Source organism: Stenotrophomonas sp. IS26 (assembly GCF_054188265.1).
The window spans coordinates 338,173-354,750 of sequence record NZ_JBSZJV010000002.1 but is presented as its reverse complement, the minus strand read 5'-3'; the positions used below and the strand labels follow the sequence as shown (position 1 = coordinate 354,750).

The window sequence follows — 16,578 nt, the reverse complement described above, 5'->3', positions numbered from 1 at the left end:
GGGTGACGGGTAGCGCTGTGCTGGACCCGCCGTAAACCCATCCCTGGGGGCTCGTGAGCGCCATCCATGGCGCTCCAACGGTCCTGCACATCGCTATCCGTCACCCTCCAGACAGGGGGCTGGATGGCGGTTGGTAGGGCAGAGCGAAGCAAGGCAAAGCCACGCAAAGCAAAGCAACGGCACCCGCGCTGGCGTGGATCTACGTGGGGCAAGCATCGGTCTTGGCGTTGGTGGCTCTCTACACGCGCGATCCTGGTTCGGCGACAGTCGGCCAATCTCCAGGATTCAGCATCCAATGCACTCGTCATAACGCCAGGTGTTCCGTGTAGAGCCACGCCATGCGTGGCGGCTCTCCCGTCCGCAGCGGCCGTGTGTCAGGCAGGGGCCGGTGAGGGCAGGGCGGGACCGTCACCCGCAGGGATGCGGGTGTCGAGCCTCCAGGGACGGATTCACGGCGCGTCCCGGTCTGCCCTCACCGGTCCCAGGCCTACAGGGAACAACACGGCGCCATACACCCCCGTCGGTTGTACTCCGCAGCGCTGCGCACTACGATCCCTTGCGTTCCGCGCAGCCGCTCCGGTGGCGCGCGACCTCCCTTTTCATCGCGCCGGTCCGCCCTGCGCCAGTCCCCCTCGAGGTTTACATGGTCATCAAACCGCGTGTGCGCGGCTTCATCTGCGTCACCACCCATCCCGTCGGCTGCGATGCGGCCGTCAAGCAGCAGATCGATTACATCCAGTCCAAGCCGAAGATCACCAACGGCCCGAAGAAGGTGCTGGTGCTCGGTGCCTCCACCGGCTACGGGCTGGCTGCGCGCATCACCGCTGCCTTCGGCAGCGATGCCGCCACGTTGGGTGTGTTCTTCGAGCGCCCGGGTACCGAGACCAAGCCCGGCACCGCTGGCTGGTACAACACCGCCGCGTTCCACAAGTACGCCGAGCAGGCCGGCCTGTACGCCAAGAGCGTCAACGGCGATGCGTTCTCCGATGAAGTCAAGGCGAAGGTCATCGAGCTGATCAAGCAGGACCTCGGCCAGGTCGACCAGGTGGTGTACAGCTTGGCCGCGCCGCGCCGCAAGCATCCCAAGACCGGTGAAGTGATCAGCTCCACGCTCAAGCCGATCGGTGCGCCGATCACGCTGCGTGGCCTGGATACGGACAAGGAAGTGATCACCGAGACCACGATCGAGCCGGCCACGCCGGAAGAGATCGCCGGCACCGTCGCCGTCATGGGCGGCGAAGACTGGCAGATGTGGATTGATGCGCTGCTCCAGGCCGGTGTGCTGGCCGAGGGCGCGACCACCACGGCCTTCACCTACGTCGGTGAGGAGATCACCCAGGCGATCTACTGGAACGGCTCCATCGGTGCGGCGAAGAAGGATCTGGACGAGAAGGTCGTCGGCCTGCGCCAGAAGCTGGCCCCGATCGGTGGCGATGCACGCGTGTCGGTGCTCAAGGCGGTGGTCACCCAGGCCAGCTCGGCGATCCCGACCATGCCGCTGTACCTGTCGCTGCTGTTCAAGGTGATGAAGGCCAAGGGCACGCACGAAGGCTGCATCGAGCAGCTCGATACCCTGTACGACATCCTCTACGGCGGCAAGGACGCGGGCACCGCATCCGAGCGCCTGCGTCACGATCTGGTCGCCGATGGCGGGCGCAAGGTCGCGCTGATCGATGACGCCGGCCGCCTGCGCGCGGATTACAAGGAAATGGCACCGGAGGTGCAGGGCGAGGTGGTCGCGCTGTGGCCGCAGGTGACCAACGAGAACCTGTACGAGATCAGCGATCTGGCCGGCTACAAGGCCGACTTCCTGCGTCTGTTCGGGTTCGGCGTGGAGGGCGTGGATTACGACGCCGATGTCGCCACCGATGTGAAGATTCCGAACCTGGTCGAGATGGCCTGATCGGAAGGAGGGATGCCGACCAACGGTCGGCATCCACCGGTGCGGTGCGTGCCCGGATGGCCGCGCGGCGCGTCCGTTGATGCCCGGGCGGTGCGGCCCCTGATGCGCGGGAAACGGCAGGTCACGACCGTGAGTCGTGACGCATCCCGTCAACTGAAATCGAAATTCATCACCGGGCCGGCCGGGCCGACGAACTCACCCTGCACGTAATCCACCCCGGCACTGAAGAGCAGGCTCATCGAGTTGGCATCGGCGACGAATTCGGCGATGGTCCGGATGTTGGCGGCCTGCGCACGCGCGGTGATCTCGCTGATCTTCTCGCTGTGCTCGCGCGTACGGGCGAAGTCGGAGGTGAAGTCGCGGTCCAGCTTGAGGAACTGCGGCTGGAAGTGCGCCAGCAGCTGGAACGAATCCAGTCCTGAGCCGAACTGCTCCAGGCCGATCCGGCAGCCCAACGGGGCGACCGCGGCCAGGAACTGCTGTGCATTGCGCAGGTGGGTGAACACCTTGGCCTCTGGCGCGTGCAGCCACAGTTGTTCGCCCGGCACGCCTTGCGCCTCCAGTTCGCGCCGGAGCGTGGCGATCATCTGCGGGTCGTTGAACGACTCCGGGGTGATCTTCACCATCAGGTGGGTCACATGGCCCTCGCGCTTGCGCGCCGCGAGCATGCCGATCGCGTGGGTGACCACCCAGCGGTTGATGTCGGCCAGCAGGCCATGGTCCTCGGCGATGCCCAGGAACGCGTTCGGGCTGAGCAGCTCGCCGTTGTGGTCCAGGCGCAGGTAGGCCTCGTACAACTCCAGTGCCTCGCCCTGCAGGCTGAGCACCGGCTGGTAATGCAGCTGGAAGCCATCGCCGGCCAAGGCCTGGCGGATGCGTGCCACCCAGTGCTGGATGCGCTCTTCTTCCACGCGATCCACCGCGGCCGGATCGAACACGCGGGTGGTGTTGCCCAGCTCCAGTGCCGCCTGGGTGCACTCGGTGGCGCGCGCAAGCACCTGGCCAATGCTGGCGATCTTCTCGCCGACCTGCACACCGCCTACGCTGACCGTGACCGTGGCCGAGCGCTCGCCGATGCTGAACACCTGCGAGGCGAAGGCCTCGCGGATCTGGTCGGCCAGGGCGACGGTCTGCGCGTAGGGTGCTTCGGTCAGCACGGCAAAGCTGTGCTCGCCGAAGCGGGCCACCTGGGCGGTGTCGCCAACCGATTGGGCCAGCACACGGGCGAGGGCGCCAATCAGCGTGTCGGCCGAGTCCAGGCCGATCTCCGGCAGCAGGCGCGCGTAATGGTCCGGTTCGATCAGCAGCAGGCCGAACCGGCCCTCGCTGCGACCGGCCTGGGCCACCGCATGCTCGACGTGCAACATGAAGGTCGGGCGGTTGAGCAGGCCGGTGACCTGGTCGCGCTGGCGCAGGTCCTCCACCTCGCGCGCCAGCTCCGGATCGAACTCCATGCGCCGGCGGAACACCACCTGCAGGCAGGATTCGCCCTCATAGCTGGCCTGGGTGAACTCCATCGTGGCCGGGAACACCGCGCCGTCCTGGTTGCGCGCATCCACCTGGTACTGCGGCGGTGGCGCATCGCCCTTGCTCATGGATTTGAGCAGCTGCTTGAAGCCGTCCACGTGCTGCGGGGCGACCATGTCCAGCAGCGAGATGCCTTCCACATCGTCGAAGGTTTCGTAGCCGAACATCTCCAGATAGGCCTCGTTGGCCCGGATGTGCATGCCTTCATGGATGTAGGCGATCGGGTCGCGCGAGGACGAGATCAGCGCGTCGCAGCGGCGCTCGGTCTCGCGCATCTGCGCCTCGATCCGGCGCAGCCCGCGGCGCGCATGCAGATCGGTCCATTCGTTGCGCACTACCGCCAGCAGGTGCTCGGGGCGGTGGCGCAGGGCGATGGCGCGGATGCCATTGGCCCCGGCCTCGACCCACTCGGTTTCGTTGATCGATTCGGCCAGCAGGATCATCGGGATGTCCTTGCCGCTGGCCGCGATCTGCTGGGTCACCTGCAGCAGCGGGATGCTCTGCGCTGCGGCGACCAGCACCAGGTCGATCGGCTGGGTACCCAGTGCCTGGGCCAGCTCCTCACTGTGCTGCGGGCGCGTCGGGCGCACCGCGATGCCGCTGTTGCGCAGCGTGCTGACGATGGTCTCGGCGTTCTCGCCGCTGTCGTCCACGATCAGCAGGCGGACCGTCATGTCATTCGCGTTCTGCATTCACTACTCCCCGGACTGCAAACTTGATACACGATGCGTGTGACTACGTCCATGCGGCAAACGGTAGCCGATCATGGCACGCTGGTTCCGGCTCAGGCCACGCTGCCCGCGGCATGGCCACAGGCCCAGGCCCACTGGAAGTTGTAGCCCCCCAGCCAGCCGGTCACGTCCAGCACCTCCCCAATGAAGTGCAGGCCGGGAACCACGTGCGATTCAAACGTACTGGAGGACACCTTGCGGGTGTCGACCCCGCCCAGCGTCACTTCGGCGGTACGGTACCCCTCGGTGCCACTGGCCACCAGCGGGAAATTCTGCAGCAGCTCGGCCGCCTCGCGCAGCTGTGGCTCGTCGATCTGGCGCACCAGCCGGTCCGGCAGCCAGTGCTCGCACAGGCGCAGCGCCAGCCGGCGCGGCAACACCTCCGAGAGCACCGTACGCAGTTCGGCGGCACCGCGTTCGGCCTTCATCCGGCGCAGCCACTCCAGCGCGTCCTGGCCCGGCAGCAGGTCCAGCCGCAGCTCGTCGCCCGGCTGCCAGTACGAGGAGATCTGCAGGATCGCCGGGCCGCTGATGCCGCGGTGGGTGATCAGCATGGAGTTGCGGAACTCGGTGCCGTTGCAGCGCGCTTCGATCGGCAGGGCCACGCCGGAGAGGTCGTTGAAGCGCTCCTGATGCTTGCCACTCAGGGTCAGCGGCACCAGCCCGGCGCGGGTCGGCAGGACCTCATGACCGAACTGGCGGGCCAGCTCATAGCCGACGCCGGTCGCGCCCATGCTCGGGATCGACAGGCCACCCGTGGCCACCACCAGCGAGGCGGCATGGAAATGCCCTTGCGTGGTGTGCACGTGGAAGCCGTCCGCGCCGCGCTCCACCTTCTGCACGCCGCAGTCGGTGCGGATCTGCACGCCGGCGGCCAGGCATTCGTCCACCAGCATCTTCACGATCTGCTTGGAGGAGATATCGCAGAACAGCTGGCCTAGCTCTTTTTCGTGATACGCGATGCCGTGCCGCTCCACCATCTCGATGAAATGGTATGGCGTGTAACGGGCCAGCGCGGATTTGCAGAAGTGCGGATTGGCCGACAGGAAATTGGCCGCCGTGGTGCCGGTGTTGGTGAAGTTGCAGCGCCCGCCGCCGGACATCAGGATCTTCTTGCCAACCTTGTTGGCATGGTCGATCACCTGCACCAGGCGCCCGCGTTTGCCTGCGGTCATCGCACACATCAGCCCGGCAGCACCGGCCCCGATGACCAGCACATCACAGCGGATCACACTCACGCCTGCGGCTTCTGCTTGCGCCAGGTGGGGATGACGCTGAGCTGCGCCTTGTCGGACGTCAACTGCACTTCGCCGTCCTGGATCTGCACGTCCCACTGCATCGTGCGTTCGATCTGCGCGCCCCATTCGGTGACGAACTCGCCCGGCAGGTCCATGACCTCCAGCGTGGACAGCTTCTTCAGCGCGGAGGCGTTGCGGTCCCACCAGATGTCGGCGGCGCGGCCGCCGTAAGTGACCAGCTGCACCGCACGCGCGCGGCCGGCGGCCTTGCGCAGGCGCGAATCGTCGGGCTGGCCCAGTTCGATCCACAGCTCGATGTCGCCGGTGTAATCGCGGCGCCACAGGTCCGGCTCGTCGTCCACGCTCAGGCCGCGGCCGAACTCCAGCCGGTCATCGGCGTTCAGCGCGAAGGTGAGCAGGCGCACCATCAGGCGGTCATCGGTCTCGGACGGGTGCTGGGCCAGCGTCAGCGTATGGCTGGCGTAATAGCCGCGATCCATGTCGCTGATCTGCAGTTCGGCCTTGCGGATGGTGGCGGTGAGGGCCATGGGGATACCTGAAACAAAGAGCGCCATGATAATGGTTCGCCATGAGCCCGTCCGATCCGATCCTCGTTGCCCCCGCACCCAGCCGCCTGCAGTTGCCCCCCGGCGACTGGCCGAGCCTGCTGGACGGGCTGTGCGCACGCTTTCCGCGCATCGACCGCGCGCAGTGGGCAGACCGCTTCGCCCGGGGGCGGGTGCAGGACGCGCAGGGCAGGGCGCTCGCGCCGGATCAGGCCTGGCAGGTGGGGCTGGAGATCGTGTATTTCCGCGAGGTGGCTGATGAGCCGGCGATTCCTTTCGCCGAGGCCGTCGTCCACCAGGACGCGCACCTGCTGGTGGCCGACAAGCCGCACTTCCTTCCGGTCACCCCTGCCGGCGGCTACGTGCGCGAGACGCTGCTGGCCCGGCTGGTGGCGCGCACCGGCAACCGGGATCTGGTGCCGCTGCACCGCCTGGACCGCCTGACCGCCGGGCTGGTGCTGTTCTCCACCCGGCCAGACAGCCGCGATGCCTACCAGCGCCTGTTCCGCGAGCGGCGCATCGAGAAGGTGTACGAAGCGCTGGCGCCGGGACTGCCCGAACTGCCGTTCCCATTGGAGCGGCAGACCCGCTTGGTCCCGGGAGAGCCGTTCTTCCGCATGGCCGAGGAGCCCGGCGAGCCCAATGCGCGGACCCGCATCGAGGTGATCGACGGCACCGGACCGGTCTGGCGCTACCGACTGCACCCGGTGACCGGCCGCAAGCACCAGCTGCGCGTGCACATGGCCGCGCTGGGCGCCCCGATCCTGGGGGACGACCTGTACCCGGAGCTGCACGCGGATGCGCCGGCGGACGCGCCGCTGCAGCTGCTGGCCAAGGAATTGGCGTTCGATGACCCGTTGACCGGGGAGCGGCGCACGTTCGCCAGCGGGTTGTCGCTTCACCTGTAGGGCCGGCCGCTGGCCGGCTGCCGGGATCTGTGGTGGTCACCAGATGCGACGGAGGAGCCGGCCAGCGGCCGGCTCTACCGACACCGGCCCCTCAGCCATGCCGGACCCTTTCCACACCGAACCCTCAGCCGGCCAGCGGTTCATCAGGGTGCTGACGGTTCATCAGCCTTAACGTTTGGCCAGCCAACGGTCCAGTTGCGCGGCAAAGGCCTGCTTGTCGCGCGCATGCAGCGGCGGAGGGCCGCCTGTCTGAACGCCCGAGCCGCGCAGTTCCTCCATGAAATTGCGCATCGACAGCCGCTCGGCCATGTTGTTGGGGGTGTACAGGTCGCCGCGCGGGTTCAATGCGACGGCCTTTTTGTCCAACACCAGGGCCGCCAGCGGGATGTCCGGCGTGACGACCAGATCGCCCGGCTGGACCCGTTCCACGATCACGCTGTCGGCCACATCCAGGCCCGGCGGAACCTGGATGGAGCGGATGAAACGGGACGGAGGGGTCCGCAGCCAGTGGTTGGCGACCAGGGTCATCTCGATCCCGGCACGCTCTGCGGCACGGAACAGGATCTCCTTGATGACGGCCGGACAAGCGTCGGCGTCCACCCAGATGTGAACTTTAGGGGTCGGGGCATCAGTCATTTGGCTGATCTTAAGGTAGGAAAAATCTGAATAGGGGGTGCGATTTCGTGTAGGATCGCCCGACCCCTTGTCCTGTCAGGCGGGAGGGGGAGGATGGCTGAATCAACCAGCTATCGCTTTTTCGGTAAAACACGAGTATCGTCACCCACACTGTGTTTGCTAGGGTCACCGTGAATCGTGGCCTGGTGCAGTTGATCTCACGATCTGCTCATCGATCCGCTTTACCAACGCCTGCAACTCAGTCTCGGCTCCGATACGCGGCGGCCGCGATTATTTCAACTATTGTTTCAGGAGTTAGTACATGTCTGATCGTCAGCAGGGCACCGTGAAGTGGTTCAACGACGCCAAGGGCTTCGGCTTCATCACCCCGGAAAGCGGCCCGGACCTCTTCGTGCATTTCCGCGCGATCCAGGGCACCGGCTTCAAGTCGCTGCAGGAAGGCCAGAAGGTGACTTTCGTCGCCGTGCAGGGCCAGAAGGGTATGCAGGCTGACCAGGTGCAGGCGGTCTAATCGACCCCCCGCAACCGTAAGGTCGCCTAAAACGCCGGAAGCGAAAGCTTCCGGCGTTTTTTATTGGGCGGCATTCGGCCATCGTCGACGCAGATCCCGTTGAAGACGTCATCGTTCCCGTCGCCCGGTTACGATGCCGCTTTGACCCTGCGGAACCCTCGATGATCAAGGTGCACCATCTGGACCATTCGCGCTCGCTGCGCGTGCTGTGGATGCTCGAAGAGCTGGGCCTGCCGTACCAGGTCGTCAACTACCAGCGCGATCCCAAGACCTGGCTCGCGCCGCAGGCGCTGCGCGACGTGCACCCGCTGGGCAAGTCGCCGGTGCTGCAGGACGACGCGCTGGTGCTGGCCGAATCCGGCGCGATCCTGGAATACCTCGCCGACCGCTACGACAGCGGCCGCCAGCTCTCCCCCGAGCCGATGCCGGCCCAGGCCCCCGAACGCGTGCGTTACCGCTACTGGATGCACTACGCCGAAGGCTCGGCGATGCCGCCGCTGGTGATGACGCTGGTGTTTTCGCGGCTGCGCAATGCGCCGATGCCGTTCTTCGCCAAGCCGATCGCGCGCTCCATCGCCGACAAGGCGCTCAACGGCTTCGTGCGTCCGCAGGTGAAGCTGCACATGGACTGGATGGAACGCGAGCTCGGCCAGTCGCCGTGGTTCGCCGGGGAACGCTTCACCGCCGCCGATATCCAGATGAGCTTCCCGATCCAGGCCGCCGCCGCGCGCGGTGGCGACATGGCCGCCTACCCACGGCTGCAGGCATACCTGGCCCGGATCGAGCAGCGCCCGGCCTACCAACGTGCGGTGGAGCGCGGCGGTCCGTTGAACCTCGGCGGCGGTTCGCGCTGAACTTGCGGGGCAGCCGGTCTGCCCCCATTTCATACCGATGAGCACCCAGCCCCTGCGTTTCGACAACCGTTTCATCCGTGATCTGCCCGGCGACCCGGAAACCGGCCCGCGCGCGCGCGAGGTGCGCGAGGCCGCGTGGTCCTCGGTCATGCCGACGCCGGTCGCCGCGCCACGGCTGCTGGCGTACTCGCCGGAGGTGGCCACGCTGCTGGGCATGGGCGAGGACCTGATCGAGAGCGAGGATTTCGCACGGGTGTTCGGCGGCAATGCGCTGTATGCCGGGATGGCACCGTGGGCGGCCAACTATGGTGGCCATCAGTTCGGCCATTGGGCGGGGCAGCTCGGCGATGGCCGTGCGATCTCGCTGGGCGAGCTGCTCACCCCGGACGGTGCGCACTGGGAGCTGCAGTTGAAGGGCGCCGGGCGCACACCGTACTCGCGGGGCGCCGACGGGCGTGCGGTGCTGCGCTCGTCCATCCGCGAGTTCCTGTGCAGTGAAGCGATGCATCACCTCGGCGTGCCGACCACGCGCGCGCTGAGTCTGGTCGGCACCGGCGATGCCGTCGTGCGCGACATGTTCTACGACGGTCACCCTGAAGCCGAACCCGGCGCGATCGTGTGTCGCGTCGCGCCGTCGTTCATCCGCTTCGGCAGCTTCGAACTGCCGGCCTCGCGCGGCGACACGACGTTGCTGCGGCAGTTGGCCGATGTCTGCATCGCGCGCGATTTTCCTGCGCTGGCAGAGGCGGGCGAGGCGCGCCATGCGCGCTGGTTTGCCGACATCTGCGAGCGCACCGCGGTGCTTGTCGCGCATTGGATGCGCGTGGGTTTCGTGCACGGCGTGATGAACACCGACAACCTCTCCATCCTCGGGCTCACCATCGATTACGGCCCGTATGGCTGGGTCGAGGATTACGATCCCGAGTGGACCCCCAACACCACCGACGCGCAGGGCCGACGCTATCGTTTCGGCACGCAGCCGCAGGTGGCTTACTGGAATCTCACCCGGCTGGCGCAGGCGTTGGCACCGCTGTTCGAGGATGTCACCCCGCTGCATGACGGGCTGGCGCGTTTCCAGCAGGTGCATGCGGACTGCGAGCGCGCCGACATCGCCGCGAAGCTGGGCCTGGATAGCTGCCGCGATGAGGATGTGGCGTTGATGGCCGCCTGGCTGGAGATCCTGCACGAGGGCGAGATGGACATGACCCTGGCCTTCCGTGGGCTGATGGCGCTCGATCCTGCATCGCCTTCCGTGGTGGTGCTGAAGGAGGCGTTCTACAGCCCGGCCCGTCGCGACGCGGTGCTGCCGTCGCTGCAGGCATGGCTGCAGCAGTACGCGACGCGCCTGCGCGGCGATGGCCTGAGTGCACAGGCGCGTCAGCAGCAGATGGGCCGCGCCAACCCGCGCTACGTGCTGCGCAACTGGCTGGCCCAGGAGGCGATCGAGCAGGCGGAGCAGGGCGACCTCAGCGGCGTGCATACGCTGCTGGAGGTGCTGCGGCGGCCGTATGAAACGCAGCCGGGGCGCGAACACTTCGCGGCCAAGCGGCCCGAGTGGGCGCGCGTGAAGGCCGGCTGCTCGATGCTGTCCTGCAGCTCGTAAGCGCCTCGGTTACCCTATGCCACCCCGTTCGTTCCCAGACCCATGACCGAGTCTTCCGCCACGCCCGCCTGGGCCGGCCGCCTGCGCGACATCGCCGATTTCCCCAAGCCGGGCATCCTGTTCAAGGACATCATGCCGCTGCTCGCCGACGGCCCGGATTTCGCGGCCGCCATCGATGCGATGGTTGCGCCCTGGCGCGATGCCAACCTGCAGGCAGTGATGGGGATCGAGTCGCGCGGCTTCATCCTCGGCGCGGCCATGGCGCGGGTGCTGGGCGTGGGCTTCGTGCCGGTGCGCAAGCCGGGCAAGCTGCCGGGCAAGGTGCTGCGCCAGGATTACACCCTGGAATACCGCACCGACAGCATCGAAGTGCACGCCGATGCCTTGCCGGCCGGCGCACGCGTGCTGGTGATCGATGATGTGCTCGCCACGGGCGGTACCCTGCTGGCGGCGTTGTCGCTGGCCCGCCAGCTGCAGGTCGAGGTGGTCGGTGCGGCCGTGCTGGTGGAACTGGCCGGCCTCGGTGGCCGCGACCGCTGGACGAGTGACGTCCCGCTGCTGGCCAACCTGGTCTATTGATCCGGGAAGCCGCGCGGGCGTGACGGCACCGGTAGTGCCGGCCGCTGGCCGGCACCTCGAACGCCTCGAGGAACGTGCAGCCGACCAACGGTCGGCTCTACCGCTCAGACATCCATCTTGCGGACGCGGAACCGGCGGCCCTTGATCTTGCCGGCCTCCAGCTGGCCGATCGCCCGGCCGGCATGTTCGCGCGCAATGGCCACGTACGAGCGCGTGGCGTAGATGTCGATCTTGCCGATGTACTTGGCCGCCAGCCCGGCATCGCCGGTCAGTGCGCCGAGGATGTCGCCCGGGCGCAGCTTGTCGGTCTTGCCGCCATCGATGCGCAGCGTGGTCATCGCGGCCTGCGGCAGCACCGGCGGGCGTGCGGTGGCCAGCGGCGTCTTCTGCCAGTCCAGCGGCTTGCCCTGTGCCATTTCCAGCGCATCGGCGCGGTTGCGCTCGCGGTGCGTCACCAGGCTGATGGCCAGGCCCGTTGCACCGGCGCGGCCGGTGCGGCCAACGCGATGCTCATAGGTTTCGATATCGGTCGGCAGCTCGTAATTGATCACCGCGGCCAGATCCTGCACATCCAAGCCACGCGCGGCGACGTCGCTGGCAACCAGCACGTTGCAGCTGCGGTTGGCGAAGCGCACCAGCACTTCGTCGCGGTCGCGCTGTTCCATCTCGCCGTGCAGCGGCAGCGCAGAGAACCCGAACTGCTGCAGCGAAATGGCGACATCGTCGACATCGCGGCGGGTGTTGCAGAACACCACGGCCGATTCCGGCGTGTACTTGAGCAGCAGGCCGGCCAGCGCCTTCTGCTTCAGTGCCAGCTCGGTCTCGCAGAACAGGTGGCGGATCGCGGGCGCGTGATCGGCGCCTTCCACGGTCACTTCCACCGGGTCGCGCAGCAGCACGCGGGCGATCTCGCGGATCTCATCCGGGAAGGTCGCCGAGAACAGCAGCGTCTGGCGGTCCTTGCTGGTGCGTCCGGCGATCTCGCGGATCGGCTCTTCAAAGCCCATGTCGAGCATGCGGTCGGCTTCATCCAGCACCAGCGTGGTCACGCCGCCCAGATGCAGCACGCGCTTGCGGCCCAGTTCCTGGATGCGCCCGGGGGTGCCGACCACGACCTGCGGATCGTGCGCTTCCAGCGAGGCCAGCTGCGGGCCCAGCGGCATGCCGCCGGTCAGCACCAGCAGTTTCAGGTTCGGAATGCCGGTGGCCAGCTTGCGGATCTGCTTGCCGACCTGGTCGGCCAGCTCACGGGTCGGGCACAGCACCAGCGCCTGGGCGCGGGTCACCGATGGGTCCAGCGCCTGCAGCAGGCCCAGGCCGAAGGCGGCGGTCTTGCCGCTGCCGGTCGGGGCCTGTGCGATGACATCGCGGCGCTCAAGGATGGCCGGCAGACTCTGGGCCTGCACGGGGGTGAGCGAGGTATAGCCCATGGCATCGATGCCGGGCAGCAGCGCTGGTTTCAGCGGCAGGGAGGAGAATTCAGACATGCGGTAGTGTCGCAGAAGTCCGCCCGGCGTGCCTCAGCCCAGCAGCGCGTGGATGCCCAGGTTGATCCCCAGCCCGCCCGCCAGCAGCCAGCCGAACAACACCAGCGCCAGCAGCAGCGGCTTCATCCCGGCCCTGCGCAGCGCCGAGGCATGCGTGGTCAGACCGAGCGCGGCCATCGCCATCGCCAGCAGCACGGTGTCCAGTTCGATCGCCGCGCTGACGATGGACGCCGGCAGCACCTGCAGCGAGTTGAGCCCGGCCACCGCGACGAAGCCGAACGCGAACCAGGGCACCACGATCCTGGCGCGCTGGCCGGGCGCCCCCGGCGTACCACGGCGTGCCAGCAGCATCGACAGCCCGATCAGGAACGGTGCCAGCATCATCACCCGCACCATCTTGGCGATCACGGCGGTGTCGGCCGCAGCTGTGCTCACGGCGCGGCCGGCGGCGACCACCTGGGCGACTTCGTGCACGGTCGAGCCGGTGAACACGCCGTAGCCCTGCGCGGTCATCGGGATCCACCCGTGCGCGAGGTTGAGCTGGTACAGCAGCGGGTACAGGAACATCGCGAGCGTGCCGAACACCACCACGGTGGACACGGCCACGGTCACCTGTTCGGCGCGCCCGCGCACCACCGGCTCGGCCGCCATCACCGCCGCCGCCCCGCAGATCGAGCTGCCCGCGCCGATCAGCAGGGCACTTTCCTTCTCGAGCCCGAACCAGCGCGTGCCGGCCCACCAGGCCAGCGCGAACGTGCTGGTCAGCACCAGCGCATCGATCAGCACCCCGCTGATACCGACCTGGCCGATATCCTGGAAGGTCAGGCGCAGGCCGTACAGCACGATGCCTGCCCGCAGCAGCCAATGCTTGGAAAAGCCGACCCCGGCGCCGGCATGGGCCGCCAGCCGCGGGTAGGCAGTGTTGCCCACGGCGATGCCGAGCACGATGGCTAGGGTCAGCGCGCTGATGCCGTGCGCCTGCAGCCACGGCAGCGGCGCCAGGCCCATGGCCGTAGCCGCAACGGCGCCGGTCAGCAGCAGCCCGGGCAGGCGGCTGCGCCAGCGCTGCGCGGTGGTGGGTGAAGGCAGGGCGTCGGCAGAGGTGTTCACAAGGGTCTCCAGTCAAAGCACCGGCATAGCCTGCGCGTTGCTGATGAACCTGTAAAACGCATTGTTCCTGTAATTTCGACCTGTTTAGTGCGTTAATTGGCGTCATGCACCTCACCCTCCGTCAATGGCAGGTTTTCGTCTCCATTGCCGACGCCGGCACCACGGCTGCGGCGGGCGCGCAGCTGGCGTTATCGCAGTCGGCCACCAGCGCCGCGCTCAATGAACTGGAGAGCCAGCTGGCCAGCCCACTGTTCGACCGGATCGGGCGCCGGCTGGTGCTCAACCCGCAGGGACGGGCGCTGCTGGATCCGGCCCGCGCGCTGCTGGTCACCGCCGCCGATCTGGAGCGGCTGGCCGGCGCAGGGCAGTCCAATGCCGGCGTCTTGCCTCTGCTGCTGCGGCTCGGGGCCAGCACCACGATCGGCAACTACCTGCTGCCATCCCGCGTCGCCGCGCTGCTGGCCGATAACCCGCAGGCGCAGGTGGACCTGCGGATCGGCAACAGCGCAGATGTGGTCGCGGCCGTACAGCGCCTGGAGGTCGATCTGGGCCTGATTGAAGGCCCGTGCCATGAAAGCGGCCTGCAGGTGCTGCCGTGGCAGCGCGATGATCTGGTCATCGTGGCCGCGCCGGGCACGACGCCCACCTGCATGGATGTCGCGGCGCTGGCGCAGGCCCGCTGGCTGCTGCGCGAGCCGGGTTCGGGCACCCGCGAGGCGGTTGAGCAGGCGCTGCTGCCGCACCTGCACCACTTTGCCCGCGCCATGCAGCTGGGCAGCACCGAGGCGATCAAGCAGGCCGCTGCGGCCGGGCTTGGCCTGGCGTGCCTGTCGCGGCATGCGGTGGCCGATCTGCTCGCGCTGGGCAGCTTGAGCGTCGTGGAAACGCCGGTGCCGCCGAAGTCGCGCCAGCTGTGGGTGGTACGTCATCCGGGCAAGCGGGTGCCCGCGGCGCTGCGGGCGCTGCTGGCGCTGCCCGCGGACGCGTTCGGTCAGGAGTAAGCGACGCGGTTGCCGCCAGACCGTACAATGGTCGGATGCCTCTGATTACTCTGCAAAACGTCGACTTCAGCGTCGGCGGCCCCCTGTTGCTGGAAAAAGCCGAATTGTCGATCGAGCCGGGCGAGCGTATCGCCCTGATCGGGCGCAACGGCGCCGGCAAATCGACCCTGCTCAAACTGCTGTCCGGCGATCACAAGCCCGATGACGGCGAAGTCCGCGTGCAGCAGGGGGTGCGCATCACCCGCCTGGAACAGGAGGTTCCGCACGGTGCCGCCGGCAGCGTGTTCGACGTGGTCGCCGATGGTCTGGGCGAACTGGGCCAGTGGCTGGCCGAGTTCCACCACCTGAGCATGGCCGAGGATTTCGACGGCGATGCGCTCTCGGCCGTGCAGGCCAAGATCGATGCCGCCAACGGCTGGGGCCTGGATCAGCGCGTCAGCGAGACCCTGACCAAGCTCGACCTGGACGGCGATGCCGAATTCGCGCGCCTGTCCGGCGGCATGAAGCGCCGTGTGCTGCTCGGCCGCGCGCTGGTGTCCTCGCCGGATCTGCTGCTGCTCGACGAACCGACCAACCACCTGGACATCGAAGCCATCGACTGGCTCGAAATGTTCCTCAAGAACTGGAACGGCAGCGTGGTGTTCGTCACCCATGACCGTCGCTTCCTGCGTGCACTGGCCACCCGCATCGTCGAGATCGACCGCGGCCAGGTCACCAGCTGGCCGGGCGACTGGGCCAACTACGAACGCCGCCGCGAAGAGCGCATGAACGCGCAGGCGCAGGAAAACGCGCGCTTCGACAAACTGCTCGCGCAGGAAGAAATCTGGATCCGCCAGGGCATCAAGGCCCGCCGCACCCGCGACGAAGGCCGTGTGCGCCGCCTCAAGGCGATGCGCAACGATCGCTCGCAGCGCCGCGAACTCGGCGGCAACGTGCGCATGGAAGCGGCGCAGGCGGAGAACTCCGGCAAGAAGGTCATCGACGTCAAGGACATCTCGTTCGCCTTCGGCGAGCGCGTGATGGTCAAGGATTTCAGTACCGTCATCCTTCGCGGCGACCGCATCGGCCTGATCGGGCCGAACGGCAGCGGCAAGACCACGCTGCTCAAGCTGCTGCTGGGCGACCTGCAGCCGCAGAGCGGCGAAGTGCGCGCCGGTACCAACCTGCAGATCGCGTATTTCGACCAGTACCGTGCGGTCCTGCGCGAAGACTGGACCGCGATCGAGAACGTGGCCGAGGGCCGCGACTTCATCGAGTTCAACGGCAAGCGCAAGCACGTGCATGCCTACCTGCAGGACTTCCTGTTCTCGCCCGAGCGTGCCCGCGCGCCGATCACCCGTTTGTCCGGTGGTGAGCGCAACCGCCTGCTGCTGGCCAAGCTGTTCGCGCAGCCGTCCAACCTGCTGGTGATGGATGAACCGACCAACGATCTGGACGTGGAAACCCTCGAGCTGCTCGAAGAGCTGCTGAGCGACTACACCGGCACGTTGCTGCTGGTTAGCCATGACCGTGACTTCCTGGACAACGTGGTGACCTCCACGATGGTGATGGAGGGCGACGGCGTGGTCGGCGAGTACGTTGGCGGCTATACCGATTGGCAGCGCCACGCCGCACGCGTGGCCGCCGCGGCTGCGTCCGCACCGGTGGTGGCGGCCAAGCCGGTTGCTGCGGCTGCTGCCGCTGCCGCGCCGGCCGAGCCCAAGCGCAAGCTGAGCTACAAGGACGCGCGCGAGCTGGAACAGCTGCCGCTGAAGATCGAAACGCTGGAGAAGGACGTCGAAGGCCTCACCGCCGCGATGAACGACCCGGCGTTCTATCAGCGCAGCGCGCCCGACATGGCCGCGCACAATGCGAAGCTCGCCAAGGTGCAGGCCGAGCTGGATGCCGCGTACGCGCGCTGGGAAGAGCTGGACGCCTGATCCAG

The 16,578-nt window shown here is 67.5% G+C and carries 14 protein-coding genes; 8 read left to right on the top strand and 6 right to left on the bottom strand.

Annotation, left to right across the window (positions count from 1 at the left end; genetic code table 11):
• Nucleotides 1-643: 643 nt before the first annotated feature.
• A complete protein-coding gene (gene fabV / locus ACW6W5_RS03490; RefSeq protein ID WP_152151629.1) occupies nt 644-1,903 on the top strand; it encodes an enoyl-ACP reductase FabV in 1,260 nt (419 codons plus the stop codon).
• Nucleotides 1,904-2,052: 149 nt separating this feature from the next.
• Here fabV and ACW6W5_RS03485 read toward each other — a convergent pair whose 3' ends face one another.
• From ACW6W5_RS03485 to ACW6W5_RS03475, 3 genes are all read right to left on the bottom strand, one after another.
• Nucleotides 2,053-4,122, bottom strand: coding sequence for a GGDEF/EAL domain-containing response regulator (locus tag ACW6W5_RS03485; protein ID WP_152151631.1), 2,070 nt, complete (start codon nt 4,120-4,122; stop codon nt 2,053-2,055).
• Nucleotides 4,123-4,214: 92 nt separating this feature from the next.
• On the bottom strand, nt 4,215-5,399 hold the full coding sequence (locus tag ACW6W5_RS03480; RefSeq protein ID WP_121042098.1) for a BaiN/RdsA family NAD(P)/FAD-dependent oxidoreductase: 1,185 nt from the start codon (nt 5,397-5,399) through the stop codon (nt 4,215-4,217).
• On the bottom strand, nt 5,396-5,947 hold the full coding sequence (locus tag ACW6W5_RS03475) for a YaeQ family protein (RefSeq protein ID WP_121042100.1): 552 nt from the start codon (nt 5,945-5,947) through the stop codon (nt 5,396-5,398). Before ACW6W5_RS03475 ends, ACW6W5_RS03480 begins: the two co-directional genes overlap by 4 nt.
• Nucleotides 5,948-5,988: 41 nt before the next feature.
• On the opposite strand from ACW6W5_RS03475, the gene ACW6W5_RS03470 reads away from it, so the two are divergent.
• Nucleotides 5,989-6,873 carry a pseudouridine synthase gene (locus ACW6W5_RS03470; protein WP_121042102.1) on the top strand — a complete coding sequence of 295 codons (885 nt, stop codon included), beginning with the start codon at nt 5,989-5,991 and terminating at the stop codon, nt 6,871-6,873.
• Between the two features lie 168 nt (nt 6,874-7,041).
• Here the strand turns inward: ACW6W5_RS03470 and ACW6W5_RS03465 are convergent, their stop codons facing one another.
• Entirely contained in the window at nt 7,042-7,509 is a 468-nt protein-coding gene (locus ACW6W5_RS03465; RefSeq protein WP_152151633.1) for a YaiI/YqxD family protein, read from the bottom strand.
• A gap of 301 nt (nt 7,510-7,810) precedes the next feature.
• On the opposite strand from ACW6W5_RS03465, the gene ACW6W5_RS03460 reads away from it, so the two are divergent.
• From ACW6W5_RS03460 to ACW6W5_RS03445, 4 genes are all read left to right on the top strand, one after another.
• Nucleotides 7,811-8,020, top strand: a complete 210-nt coding sequence (locus ACW6W5_RS03460) for a cold-shock protein (protein WP_017356920.1) — start codon at nt 7,811-7,813, stop codon at nt 8,018-8,020.
• Between the two features lie 161 nt (nt 8,021-8,181).
• On the top strand, nt 8,182-8,874 hold the full coding sequence (locus tag ACW6W5_RS03455) for a glutathione S-transferase family protein (protein WP_121042106.1): 693 nt from the start codon (nt 8,182-8,184) through the stop codon (nt 8,872-8,874).
• Nucleotides 8,875-8,911: 37 nt separating this feature from the next.
• Nucleotides 8,912-10,477, top strand: a complete 1,566-nt coding sequence (locus ACW6W5_RS03450; protein ID WP_152151635.1) for a protein adenylyltransferase SelO — start codon at nt 8,912-8,914, stop codon at nt 10,475-10,477.
• A gap of 42 nt (nt 10,478-10,519) precedes the next feature.
• Nucleotides 10,520-11,056 carry an adenine phosphoribosyltransferase gene (locus ACW6W5_RS03445; RefSeq protein ID WP_121042110.1) on the top strand — a complete coding sequence of 179 codons (537 nt, stop codon included), beginning with the start codon at nt 10,520-10,522 and terminating at the stop codon, nt 11,054-11,056.
• A gap of 104 nt (nt 11,057-11,160) precedes the next feature.
• On the opposite strand, the gene dbpA is transcribed toward ACW6W5_RS03445, so the two are convergent.
• Together dbpA and ACW6W5_RS03435 are read right to left on the bottom strand one after the other, a co-directional pair.
• Entirely contained in the window at nt 11,161-12,543 is a 1,383-nt protein-coding gene (gene dbpA / locus ACW6W5_RS03440; protein ID WP_121042113.1) for an ATP-dependent RNA helicase DbpA, read from the bottom strand.
• Between the two features lie 33 nt (nt 12,544-12,576).
• Complete coding sequence (locus ACW6W5_RS03435; protein WP_152151637.1) at nt 12,577-13,653, bottom strand: YeiH family protein; 1,077 nt, start codon at nt 13,651-13,653, stop codon at nt 12,577-12,579.
• Between the two features lie 104 nt (nt 13,654-13,757).
• On the opposite strand from ACW6W5_RS03435, the gene ACW6W5_RS03430 reads away from it, so the two are divergent.
• Together ACW6W5_RS03430 and ACW6W5_RS03425 are read left to right on the top strand one after the other, a co-directional pair.
• Nucleotides 13,758-14,654, top strand: coding sequence for a LysR family transcriptional regulator (locus ACW6W5_RS03430; RefSeq protein WP_152151639.1), 897 nt, complete (start codon nt 13,758-13,760; stop codon nt 14,652-14,654).
• A gap of 35 nt (nt 14,655-14,689) precedes the next feature.
• On the top strand, nt 14,690-16,573 hold the full coding sequence (locus tag ACW6W5_RS03425; protein ID WP_121042118.1) for an ATP-binding cassette domain-containing protein: 1,884 nt from the start codon (nt 14,690-14,692) through the stop codon (nt 16,571-16,573).
• Nucleotides 16,574-16,578: the final 5 nt, after the last annotated feature.